7 protein-coding genes and 1 pseudogene are annotated in these 12,681 nt (G+C 53.8%); 2 read left to right on the forward strand and 6 right to left on the reverse strand.

What is annotated here, in order from left to right; translation table 11 throughout:
- Nucleotides 1–101: 101 nt before the first annotated feature.
- Nucleotides 102–3,680, forward strand: a complete 3,579-nt coding sequence (locus PS14A_RS02965; RefSeq protein WP_212615280.1) for a helicase-related protein — start codon at nt 102–104, stop codon at nt 3,678–3,680.
- Nucleotides 3,677–6,814: a hypothetical protein gene (locus PS14A_RS02970; RefSeq protein ID WP_212615281.1), complete on the forward strand. Its 3,138-nt coding sequence runs from the start codon at nt 3,677–3,679 to the stop codon at nt 6,812–6,814. Before PS14A_RS02965 ends, PS14A_RS02970 begins: the two co-directional genes overlap by 4 nt.
- Nucleotides 6,815–6,889: 75 nt before the next feature.
- Here PS14A_RS02970 and PS14A_RS26560 read toward each other — a convergent pair.
- From PS14A_RS26560 to PS14A_RS02995, 6 genes and pseudogenes are all read right to left on the reverse strand, one after another.
- Nucleotides 6,890–7,275, reverse strand: a pseudogene (locus PS14A_RS26560) (integrase); the annotation flags it as partial.
- Nucleotides 7,266–7,541: a hypothetical protein gene (locus PS14A_RS02975; protein WP_212615282.1), complete on the reverse strand. Its 276-nt coding sequence runs from the start codon at nt 7,539–7,541 to the stop codon at nt 7,266–7,268. The gene PS14A_RS02975 and the pseudogene PS14A_RS26560, both read right to left, overlap by 10 nt.
- Nucleotides 7,538–8,518, reverse strand: a complete 981-nt coding sequence (locus PS14A_RS02980; RefSeq protein ID WP_212615283.1) for an integrase domain-containing protein — start codon at nt 8,516–8,518, stop codon at nt 7,538–7,540. Before PS14A_RS02980 ends, PS14A_RS02975 begins: the two co-directional genes overlap by 4 nt.
- Nucleotides 8,519–9,518: 1,000 nt before the next feature.
- Nucleotides 9,519–10,010, reverse strand: coding sequence for a hypothetical protein (locus tag PS14A_RS02985; protein WP_212615284.1), 492 nt, complete (start codon nt 10,008–10,010; stop codon nt 9,519–9,521).
- Nucleotides 10,007–11,191, reverse strand: coding sequence for a hypothetical protein (locus PS14A_RS02990; RefSeq protein ID WP_212615285.1), 1,185 nt, complete (start codon nt 11,189–11,191; stop codon nt 10,007–10,009). The genes PS14A_RS02985 and PS14A_RS02990 overlap by 4 nt, the downstream gene beginning before the upstream one ends.
- Before the next feature lie 208 nt (nt 11,192–11,399).
- Nucleotides 11,400–12,632: an integrase domain-containing protein gene (locus PS14A_RS02995; protein ID WP_212615286.1), complete on the reverse strand. Its 1,233-nt coding sequence runs from the start codon at nt 12,630–12,632 to the stop codon at nt 11,400–11,402.
- Between the last annotated feature and the right edge of the window lie 49 nt (nt 12,633–12,681).

Here is a 12,681-nt window from a genome sequence, read left to right on the forward strand (position 1 = left end):
GGATAGCTGGATTATATGAGCCACGGCTCCAGATGAATTCGCGACAGCAAGCCAGTTGGCTGACTGTGGATATCAATGACAACGTTTTCTGAGGGGCAGGGATGAACGAGCTGCTACATGCGTCGGGAGGAGTGATAGCGCGTTGGTTGGAGGCAAAGCTTCCAGCGCTAGGTTCAAATTGGTGGATCGACAATGTCGTCAACCGTTTGACCTTTCAACAGCAACGACTCGTTGCGGAAAAGCGAATCCAGTCTCTCTTGGGGCTTGACCTGGCCGCCGTCCTTCGCGTGCTTGATCAGAATTGGAGTGAATTGGCCGGGGTCGAATCTCTCCCGAGAGAAGCGCGAAACTGGATCAAAGAGCTGCAGAGTGTTCGCAACCGGTGGGCTCATTCACCAGCAGGGGGCTTGAGTGTCTCTGATTCCTATAGAGACGCAGACACCCTGCAGCGGTTCCTCTACGTCATCAAAGCTGGTGACGCGCTCCTGAGCCGGATCGAAGAGTTTAAGCAGGCCACACTGTCCAGAATGACACCGCCATCTCAAGCGTCAGCAGTCGCACCCTCATCAGGGCCAGGTCAGGCCGCCCTGCCTGCAAGTAGTGCCGCATCCACATCTGTACCGACGCACAAATTTTCAGTTGGACAGCTCCTCTGCTTACGCTCGAATCCTGGCGCTGTGTTCCCCGTTCTGGAGGTACTTTCCAGCGTAGGAGCAGAGACCCGCTATCGTGTCTTCGAGGGTGGGGCGAGGCAGATCTACTACGAAAGCCAGCTCCAAGCATTGGATGAACCAGCCGATAGTCATAAGGTTCTGACCGCGATTGAGCTCTCGGCAATGCTCACTGCAGTGCAACTGTCTTCGCCTTCAGCCTCCACGCTTTACTCGCTGAACTCCGGCCGCGTTCGGTTTGTCCCGTACCAGTATCGACCGATTTTCAAGCTCATTCGAGCCGACCAACCCCGCCTGCTCGTTGCAGACGAGGTTGGCGTGGGTAAGACCATTGAGGCTGGGCTCATCCTCAAGGAGTTGCAGGCCCGTAGCGACATCAAGTCCGTTCTCGTCATATGCCCGAAGGCCCTGGTAGCCGAGCGCAAGTGGGAACTGGAGATGAAGCGCTTCGATGAACACTTCGTTCCGTTCAACGGCTCACTGCTTCGCCACTGTATCAAGGAAACACACCTCAGTGGCGAGTGGCCCGCCCAGTACGAGAAGGTCATTCTGCCGACTTCGCTGTTCGACAGCGACCTGCTCTTTGGCAAATCTGGAAAAGGGAAGTCGCGAGACCTTGGACTGCTGGAATTGGATCCCCCACCGAAGTTCGACTTGGTCATCGTCGACGAGGCGCATCACATCCGCAACGCGGACACGTTTCTCCACCAAGCAGTGCGCTACTTTGCCGATAATGCGGATGCGGTGGTGTTCCTTTCGGCCACCCCGGTGCAGCTCGGCCGAGAAGATCTCTACACACTGCTCAATGTCCTGCGACCCGACGTCATCATCGACCCGGCCAGTTTTAACCAGATGGCTGAGCCTAATCAGTTTATCAACAGCGGCATTCAGGCTTGCCGCCGGGGAAGTTCAGGATGGACAGAGGAAGTGCGAGAGCAACTTCGTGGTGTTGTCAGCACTACCTGGGGGCGCGAGGTGCTCGCAGTGAACCCAGGCTTTCAGCACATCTATGATGGACTGGCCGAAGGGGCCGAGGACGGCGCGGCCCGCATTAAAACCATCCAGGCCTTGGAAGACCTCTACACCTTCAGCTCGCTCATCAATCGCACCAGGCGCCGCGACATTGGTGAGTTCACTATCCGTAAGGCCGAGTCGGTCACCACTGACTTCACCCCAAGCCAAAAGTCTCTTCACGACGATCTACTCTCCGTCATCGCCCGCATTTTCGCCCGGTTGCATGGCAATCAGAACGTCAAGTTCATGATGAGCACGGTCAGTCGGCAGGCTGCGAGCAGCCTCTACGGTTTGGCTCCCGCTCTTGAGGACATTCTCCAGGGCAAGCTGGCCCGTCTCGAAGCTGAGGATGACGGCGAAGATGTTGAAGAGCGCTCCTTCGACTTCGTGGATCAAATTCGCGGTGACATCGAATCGCTTGTTGAGCGGGCCAGGCGCCTGGACCCGAAGGATCCGAAGGCAGAAGCTTTCATGCAGGTGGTCACCGACAAGCTGGCCATGCCTCGCAACAAGGTCCTGGTCTTTAGTACCTTCAGGCACACCCTTCACTACCTTGTTGGCAAGCTGAAAGCGGCCGACATCCGCTTTGGCCTGGTACATGGTGGAGTCTCCGATGAGGACCGCGCGATGTTGCGCCGCCGTTTCTCCTTGCCGAAGGCAGACGAAGACGCAATCGATGTGCTTTTGTCCTCGGAGGTCGGATGTGAAGGTTTAGACTTCCAGTTCTGCGACTGCCTAATTAACTTCGATCTGCCTTGGAACCCGATGCGAATCGAGCAGCGCATCGGGCGTATAGACCGCTACGGGCAGCAAAGCGAAGCGGTGGGCATCTTCAACCTGGTCACTCCTGGGACGATTGACGCGGAAATCTATGACCGCTGCCTGTCTCGCATCGGAGTGTTCCAGCACGCCATTGGCGGCAACGAGGAAATTCTGGGCGACATTACGCGAGAGCTTCACAGCATTGCCGAGACCTTCAGCCTGAGCGAAGAGGAGCGTGCCCAGCAACTTCAGCAGCTGTCGGACAACAAGATCCGACAAATCGAGGAAGAGCAGCGCCTTGAAGAGCGTCAGGGTGAGCTATTCGGACTTAACATTGCCGCCGCGAGCTGGGAGCAGCGCCTGGCGCAGGCTCGAAACCACTGGCTTGAACCTCACGCGCTCAGCCGTGCAGTGGCTTCCTACCTGAGTCGACTTCTTGGCAAGGAACAGGACTTTTTGCTAGGGGACAAGTCTCTGAAGACCTTGCGTCTTAGTCAGGAGGCCCGCGTCAGACTGCTGGAGGACTTCCGCAAGCTTCCTCGTTCAACAGACCCGATGCATCGAGGATGGGACAGGTGGCTTAAAGGGACTGTGCCAACGCTGCAGGTCACATTTGAGCAAGAGTGTGCTGTCGAGAATCCTTCAGCTGTGCTCCTTTCCCTAGGACACCCGTTGCTCCGCCAGGCGGCGGTCTTCCTCGAAGAATCCGAGGCAGTTATTGTCAAGGTTTCAACCATGCATGAGACTTTGCCTGCCGGAAGGCATCCGTTTGCGCTGTACCGCTGGCATCGGCAGGGAGTGAAACGAGATGAAGAGTTGGTGCCTGTAGCTGCCGAAGCATCCGTCGCAGAGGCACTTCTGGAGCTATTGCAAGGGGCAACTGACGAACCCGACGTTGAGGTGCCCTCGCAGCAAGTCTGGGATGAACTCGACGGCGTCCATCACCAGCTATGGCTGGCAAAGTCGACACAGCATTCCGAGGACAACCGTCAGCTTGTTGGCGTGCGAATTCAGAGCCTAACAGCCAGTTTTACAGCTCGTAAGGCCTTGTTGGAAGAGCAGATAGGGCGTGCCACGAATGACAAAATTCGTGTGATGAAGCAGGCCGAGCTAGAGCGCGGGCAAGTCAACTTTGACATGCGCATCGCCGCCTTACGTCAGGCAGCTGAAAGTGGCGACATTAGAGCTACACCCGCTGTATTCGGTATTCTGGAAGTCCGGAGGCCAGCATGAACTTTCTGAAGGAGCTTGCCGAGCAGCGTCAGCGCTTCCTTGACGGAATTGAGGCCAATCAGGGGGACATCAACCTAAGCATCTTCGAAGACTTCTACCCAGACGAAGCTCATTTCATTTACGAACTCCTTCAGAACGCAGAAGACGCTGGGGCTACCGAGGTCCGGTTTGAGCTAGAGCCCCACGCATGCTATTTCGAGCACAACGGTGGCCGACATTTTAATGAGGTCGACATTCGAGCGATCACCGGCATCCACAACAGTAGCAAGAAGAACAACCCTGATCGGATAGGCAAGTTCGGCGTCGGGTTCAAGTCGGTGTTTGTTTACACCGAGACACCCATTATCTATTCGAGGGACTACAGCTTCAAAATCTTGAAACTGGTGATGCCCCAGGCAGTGCATCAGTGTCCCGACCTAGGCGCAAAAACGCGATTCGAATTTCCATTCAACAACCCTAAGAAGAACGTCAGTGAGGCCTATGAAGAGGTCAAGTCCGGTCTTGAACAGCTCTCAGATACAACACTCCTTTTCCTGAGCAATCTGCAGCTCATTCGGTGGGAAATTGGAAATCAGGACGGTGCCGTAATACGGCATGAGCACTCAGAATCGCACATTGAGGTACTTAAGCAACTTGATGGTCGTGACGTTTTCAGCTCGCACTGGCTTCGATTCGCTGCTTCTGTGGAGAACGTCCATCAGTTCACCGCCCCGGTTGATGGTGTTGAGCACCAGAAGGTCGCTGTCGCATTCGAGTTGGCTTTCCGTGGTGAGCAACGCTCCTTTGACCCTGCTAGGCCGCTAGCAGAGCAGTTGCGTATCGTTCCCGCGGTCAAGGGAAAGGTTGCAGTCTTCTTCCCTGCGGATAAGGAGACCTCGGGCCTTCGTTTTCACCTCCATGCCCCCTTCATCCCGGAGCTAAGCCGGGCAAGCATCAAAAACTCTCCGGAGAACACCCCGCTAATCGAGCAGCTTGCGAAGCTTACTGCGCGGACCCTCCATGCGATAAAGGACATGGGACTTCTAACTGGTGACCTACTTGCCGTGCTTCCGAACAACGATGACTCGTTGGCAGACCGATACAAGGTGATTCGCACGGCCGTTGTAGACGAAATGAAGTCTGAAGCCCTCGTGCCTACTTACGCCGGAGGCTTTGCACCCGGTTTACGGCTATTGCAGTCACGAGCATCGATCAAATCATTACTTTCGGATGAAGACCTTACCTTTGTGACCCAGCGGCAAGACAAACCAACATGGGTCATCGGTGCAACCCAGAGAAATCAGAACCAGGACAAGTTTCTGAGCAGTTTGAGCATTCCTATTTGGGATGCCGAGGATCTAAAGGATTTCTTTGAGGCCCGTGCGCGCGTTACCCAGTACACCTGGCTCGATGCGCGGGTGGATCCAGCGGCAATGAAGTGGCTGGGTTCCAAGTCACTCGAGTGGCATCAAGCGCTATATGCCATTCTGAACAAGTACTGCGAGGAAGAAGACGACTACTTCTCGCTGGACGAAACTAAGATAGTTCGTATGGTGGACGGTACTTACCGTCTGCCGGGTGAGTCATATTTTCAGACTGGCCCAGCCAGTGCGAAGGATCCTTTGCCGCGCGTCGATGAGGGTGTGTTCACTGTAGGAGCAAGGAGAGGGCAGCAGTCAGAGGCGCGAAAGTTCCTCACCAACATAGGAGTGAGAGTGCCCGGTGAATTTGAGGAGATCACGCTTCTTCTCCAGTCTCGGTACGGCCAGGAAGGAGAGATACCTTCCGACAAGGTCTACCTAGCAGACCTTAAACGGCTGATGACATTTGCTGATAAGAATCCGCAAAGCCGAGAGAAGATGGCCGAAGCATATCTATTCCGGATTGACGATCCCGAATTTGAATGGGGCCAGGCAAAGCGTGCATATTTGGACGCACCATTCGTAAATACTGGGCTTCGCACTTTCTATGAATCGATCAAGGACGACGGCTTTAGGAGATGGCCACTTAGTGCGTGGTACAAGGATCAATCAATCGAGCTCGACAAGCTGGTCAGATTCTTTGATTTTGCAGGTGTTGAACGAGAGTTTCAAGGGCTCTACGTCGAGACAAAATGTAAGGAAAATGAAAAGTACTCTTACCTTATTCAAGTCGCCGGCGAGAGATATACGTCGCCCATAAATCGTGACTTCACGCTAACTCAGCGTGCCTACGACATGTTGAAAATAAACACGGTCGAAGGGGCAAGGTTGGTGTGGACGGCAATGTGTCGCGCGAACTCTCGTGTGCTGCAAGCTTGCTATAGAAAGAATGAGAGCAGTGGTGCGCGTTTTTCTAATTCGCAGCTTATCTGTTGGCTTCGAGACCTGGCGTGGGTTCCGCAGAAAGACGGTAACTTCGTCAAGCCAAGTGCTGCAAACTCCTCCCAATTACCGGAGGGCTTCCCGGTCGATGCCGGGTTCAAATGGCTTGAACTTGTCGAGTTTGGGGCAGAAGGCAAAAGACGCGTCGCTGATAATGCTATTCGTGCGACCCACCGAGCTGAGCTCGGGTTCAAGTCAGAGGAGGACCTGCAAGACGCCCTTGAGTTTGCCAAGCTTCCAAAGGATGAGAGAGTGCGCATCTTGGCTGAGTTGGAAAAGGGCCATCCTGAGTCAGTCGAGCTTCCGGAGCGGCTGGTTCGTAATTCTGAGCTTCGCCAGCAGCGTATAGGGGATGAGGCAGCGAAGACTCCGGAAAAGACTTCCGAGCAGCGGCAGCGATCTGTGCAATTGGGAGTTGCAGAGGCAAAGGCAGCGGCGAAGGTTTATCTCGCTGATCAGTACACCAACTCAAACGGACAAATGATTTGCCAGGCCTGCAAGGACGAACTCCCATTCAAGTTACCTACAGGGGCTTACTACTTCGAGGCTGTGGAGATAGTGGTTAACGCGCCCAAGCGCTACCGAGAGGCCTACCTTGCTCTTTGCCCAAATCACGCAGCCGCATACTTGTACGCCAATGGACAGCGAGACTCTATGTGCGATCTCGTCGACGCGGCTGTACGCAATGAGATCGAGATAGCGCTGGGTGGTGATGTGACGACCCTCTATTTCACGCAGGTGCATTTGGCCGATGTCAAGGCATGCTTGAGTTCGGGTAGGAGCGAGGAGTAGCTGCTTTTCTATCCCCATGGTTGAATCGTAGTGCTCTACAAATCGCCTATGCATTCAACTATCTGCTCAACGTATTTACACGGCTTTTTTGTCCTGACATTTCGTGATATCCGCTACCGAAAGATTTCTGGTAGCGGCCTGTAGGATCTGCTCGCTCTACCAGGTCATCATGGGGCGTCTACGTTTGATGTAGCCGGCTCAGTTGTACCGGCTACGGACTTCGTCCTTGTCCACATGGCCAGCACCACTTCAACCAACTCAGGATCCCAGACGTGATCGTTGAGGATGGTGTTATCCATAGAGCGCATCCCAGGCTTACAAGGCGTCCTTCGACTTCCATGCGTTCCATTCTATATTGGCGCTCTGGCTGTTGCTGCGAGTTTGGGGGCTGTCAGCAGGAAGAAGTAATCCCGATGTTCACTGAAGGGCTTGATGCCCCCTACAAGTGTATTCAGAGATTGAACCCCCATGTTTTTTGTAAACGACGAGCAAGAAGCCGAACGGTCAGCAAATAGTGATATCGCGTTGCCTCGCTGCGTCGATTTAGGCGATGCTCAAGAAACCAAGTGACATGCTTTTTCTGCCAAGCCCAAGGCGTCTGTCGCTGCCAGCGCTCTGAGATTTCAGCTTGGATGATTCTCGCCTGCCGCAAATGGCGTCGCTGCGTGGTGTGCGATCCGGTCAGCACGCCGGCCATGAATAACTCCATATCGAATGGCTTGCTCATGTCCGTCCACCAATGTAGGCAGCAACTACGTCGATCCGGCCGTGCCCAAGCTCGTAGCTGATCTGCCTTCGGGCCTCACGATCAAGATGCCTATCTACCTGGCAAGATTGGCTGGCGTTGATTGGCGCGCGGTGTTGGGTGATCTGTTCATAACGCTCGCACGCGTACGCCGCTCGTAGCTCATGGAAGCCTTTGAGGTTGTGTGTATGCAGGATGTCCCGCGCCGGGCGGATGCTTTCTTGCAGAAGATTCAGGTAGCTTTCGTGTGGCGCAATCAGGTTGCGGCTACCTGCAGGCGACACTAGCCGTGCAAACTCAAGCGCATTTCGAACATTATCGTCCACCGCAATCCAACGTGGCGCTGAGGCGCCGAAGCGGCCACCTTTAGTGCCATCTTGAATGTTAATCTTGGCCTGGTTGTTAGCCTCACGGATTAGCCGTGGAAGGTCAGCCAAGATGGCCTCACGCAAGCGCATGCCGGTGGCTCGCGCCAAGAGAACTATCGCGGCAGCGCGTAGATAATGATGGCTGCACAGCGCATCGACGATCTGCTTAACCTGATTTCGGTCTTGGCCTTGTGGTACCAACTGTCGAACTCCGGTGCGCTGCATTCCCAGCGCCTTGCTTGGGCTGGGCAATTTCACGTACTGATCACCGCGAAGCGCTGCCATGGTCCTGTTAACGCTGGATAGTCGATTTTGTGCGGTGCTGACGGCGAGGTCACCGCGCCCAACCACTTCACGCAGATACGCCGCATAGTCGGCCAACACTTTCCGATCAATCTGCCGGGCATCATTGATACCGGGCCCCTGTTCGGAGCGGCACCACCTCACGAATGCCAGCCATCGATCACTGTGCGCCTTGACCGTACCGTAGTGGCCACCGCTGAACATGTCTTTCAGCGCCTGCGGCCCTGCATAGCTCAATTGCCTGCCATAGCCGAAATTGCGGCCATCGCGTCTACCCACCAATGCCATGTCAGTCACCTCATCAGCCGCTCTCCGATTCTCGCCCCACGTCATCCCGCCAAGAATGCTGAGTGTTATCAGGGATCAAGGCCCCTGCGACCTGTGGGGAATGTCCTCTACGCGGGACTGGCGGCTCCTTACAACCGGGAGCAAGGGCATCTCATGATCTGGCCTCCTGAGCACCGTTACCGGTGGGCGGGTGGAGGCAGCGCTGGCTGACTAAACCAGCGCCTGAAGATCCTGAGCCGAGTGAACGCAGCAATGCGATGACCGGGGCATGCCTGACTGTCAGTCAGGTGCAGTCCATTCCTTGGTCTGCGGCACCATCATCTACAGCGCTGTTGCTGGTGACATCGGCGTTTGTCACGCCGATTGTCACGAGGGGGAATGCCGCAAAGCCATGTGCGATCAGGGCTGCAGCAGTGGTAGAAGTGCCCGTCTCTTTCCAGAAGAAAGAGACGGGCACAGGTTGGCGCAATACTCGGCCAAGCGGATAGGTTGCTGCAGGGCAGCGAGGTACGGTGTATCTGGCGCACGAGCGCTATATGTGTAAGAGCATCCATCACATGGGTAGTGACCGGGCGAGCTGCCGGATGCGAATCGCCTTTGGGGAGAACCACCGCGAGAGCGGCGTGACCTTGAAGGCTCGGGTCACCTAGGGTGCTGTCAACGACAGCCTTTGCACTGTCTTTTCTACGCCCGCAATCAGAGGGGGTCAAGCGACTCGCCCGCTGGATTTTGTGGTTGAAAATGGCATTGGGCGTGTACGGGACCCCGTAGCACCCAGTGGCAGATGTGGTGCTTTTGATCTTTTTAGGTGAGGTCCATCCAAACAGGGCGGCTTTGCAGCCCTGTTTGGATGGACCCGCGGGTACGCATGAGGCTACGAAAATTCAAATTAGGCCATTCGTAGGGTTTGTGATGCTCTGATTCAATAAAAAATATTGAAGCCGAAATGTCTTGCAGAATCTCGTTGTTGGCCACTGCTTCGAAGTTTAAATTGATTGCACTATACGTCCCAGTCTTTGGCTCTTTTGCTTCGTTGATTTTCCAGGGCGTCCATAAATGAAAGATTGATACGTATTGTGCTGATCAACGCGCAGATTTGCAGTCCGGAAATAAATACAAGCCCAAACTGGCAGGCCTTTAGTATTGCTAATTGGGATGTGAAACCAAACTTTTGATGTATTGACATCACTACCATAATGATAATCGACAATATCATTGTGGTTGCTGATTGCACGATAACACTTATTATTTCCTTTAGCCGTAACGTCTCCTCCCCGCCAGCAGAGAAGTCTACATTGACTAAATTTTCACCTTTAAGCGTTTTCAAGACATTGGGGTATAAAAAGGCCACCCAGATACTCATGATTGTGAAAATTGCGCCTGCAATTCCTACAAGTAGGCCGAGTATGGTGGGGCTAAGTTCTTTGTCAATATCAATTCCGAAGATAAGCAAAATTATCGGAATTATGAAGCAAGCGGCAATGGCTTTCATCCGTTAGTACCGAAAGCTAGCTCTTGAGGTTCAACTGCAGTTGCGGGTATGTCTGCTAAAGGTAAATAGGAGGCCCGCGCCTCAGAGACTACTTTGTAGAGCTGGTCGCAGCTGTAAGCATCGATGGTCGGTGGTAGGATAACGCGTTCCACGATACGGTGATGTTTAATAGATGTGCTATTTTCATTTTCGTCAATAAAAATTATATCAGCCCAACTTCCTTCGCTGAAGCTTGACGAATATGTCATCAGCTCTTTAATTTGAGATAACGTTGGTGTGGCCTCAAGCTTGATTTCCACTTTCCTGACGTTGTCGTCTGATCCCTTTTGGCTAGGGAAGAACTTTTCCATAAACGCTTGGAAAAAGCCAAACATTTCAATGTTCGCTTTGTCAAGTCCGTCTCGTGTGGAAATTGCAGTATTCATTTCTAGATTTTTCGCGCCGTCGCTAACTACTACTTCGTTACGCAACAGCATGTATCTAGTGGACTCGCATATTTGTTCGAGGTATTCTTCGCTGGTTTTAAATATTTTGATGTTGGTGTTGAAGCGGTATAGAAGGTTGTATGTTTCCGGGTTCTGAGGAGTGCTAAAGGTAATTCGGGTTTCTGATTCGCCCGGTTGGCGTGAATTGTACCCAGGGAATTTTAGGCGGTACCTGACGCAGTAATTAACCCATTTTTGCATGAGCTCGGAATCGCATTTAGAGTCATCGAACTTGATAGAAACTACTGAGTTCTTGCTAGGCACGATCCAGTAATAGCATGGGTGGCCCCATACATAGTTCTCGCCGGTGCTTGATGCGCCATTGGTAATGTAATTCCCTGTCGGATTACCATCGCTGCCTAATTCTAATCCTCTGAACCCTTTTGTGTCGGTAGGATCGTGCTTCCACAGTACTACCATGAAATCGCCGTTCGGAAACTCTTTGATCTCTCGGCAGTAACACATCACTGGATCGTTTCCAGAGTCACCTTGACTTGGCCAGGGCGCTGTTTCCTTAAATCCTCTTCCTTTGACCCAGGCTGCAAGGGCGCGAAACACCTCGGTGGTCCCTAGTCCAAAATTCTTGGAGATTATCTCCTCACCTGTTGACTTTCTCTGGACTCGATAAAGCCCACTCTTCTCAATCTCGAAAAAATTCAGATAGCCGTAGTTATGTTCGCGTTTGAATTTTGACATCGACAGCCTACTTCCTTGAGCTAGAGTGAGAAATGCGAGAGGTGATCAGGCGCTCAGGATATGGCTGATTGCCATCCTGCCTGGGAAGCGGATTGTAGGCTGAGTCGGCGCAGCTATAAAGCCTAGTTGCTAACCGCCCAGCAGATTCTCCTGATTGCGTTTCAGTGCATTTTCAGGGAGGGCGTACCGCAATTGCATCTCCCTGGTTCTAGCGGACTCGGCCGTAAGCAGACGCGAGAAGGCTACCGGTCGCGGCTTTCTGGATGTACTCACTCCACCAAGCCATCATCGGTCGCCGACGCTCAATGTAATCGGCTCGGTTGTAGGCGCTGCGTACCTCATCCTTGTCGACATGCGCCAGTGCCACTTCGATGAGCTCCGGATCCCACCCATGTTCATTCAAGATGGTGCTGGCCATCGAGCGCATGCCGTGGCTGACCAACCGATCCTGGAAGCCCATACGTTTCAACGCCATGTTGGCGGTCTGGCTATTGGCGTGTGTGCTCGGATTTCTGTCTGCCGGGAAGACATATTCGCGATGGCCGCTGTGAGGCTTGAGTGACTCCAACAGGGCGAAAGCGTGATCACTCAACGGGATGCTATGCGGACGGCGCTTCTTCATCCGCTCTGGAGGGATAGTCCAGACACGCCTTTCAAAGTCGATGTCTGCCCAGCGAGTAGTTGCCGCCTCGGCGGGGCGAGTCATCGTGTGCAACTGCCATTCGATCAGGCAGCGGGTCGTGCGTTTGATGCTGGCGTTCGCGATCTCCATCATGAGCTCGGGAAGCTCTTCGGGCGGAAGCGCAGCCATGTTCTCTTTTTTGGGTTTCTTGAATACTGCCCTGATGCCGGTGAGCGGGTTGGCGAAGATCAGGCCGGAATTTACGCCGTAGGTCATGATCTCGTTTAGTCGCTGGCTAAGGCGCTTCACCGTCTCCAAGCTGCCTTTCGCTTCGATTGGACGAAGCAATCCGATCACCATCGGCGCGGTGATTTTCGTCAGTGGTGTCGTCTTCAAATCGGGGAACACGTGCAGTGTGAGCGACCGCCAGATGTCCTCGGCGTAGGCCGGGGTGACCGAGTCTTTCTTGAGCTCGAACCAGGCGGTGGCCACGTTCTCGAAGGTGTGTTCCGTTTCTGCGCGTTTGGCTTCATTCAACGTATTGCGCTGTACCTTAGGATCGATCCCTTGGGCGAGCAGCTCGCGTGCATCGACTGCCATCTTTCGTGCGTTGGCCAGTGACAGTTCAGGATAGGTCCCGAAGCCGATGTTGATGCGCTTCTTGGTCACCGGTTCGCGGTAGTTGAAATTCCACAGCAACGAGCCGTTGCTGCGTACGCGGAGCTGTAAACCGTCACCGTCTGTAAGGACGTAATCCTTGGACGCGGGTTTGACTCCCTTGAGCTGTCGATCGGAGAGGCGGAGGTTTTGAGCAGGCATGAGATTGTCCTCAAGCACTGATTCGGTATTCCAAAGATTAGCACCGGGT

It is taken from the genome of Pseudomonas sp. 14A (assembly GCF_018132745.1).
Lineage (GTDB): Bacteria > Pseudomonadota > Gammaproteobacteria > Pseudomonadales > Pseudomonadaceae > Aquipseudomonas > Aquipseudomonas mercuritolerans.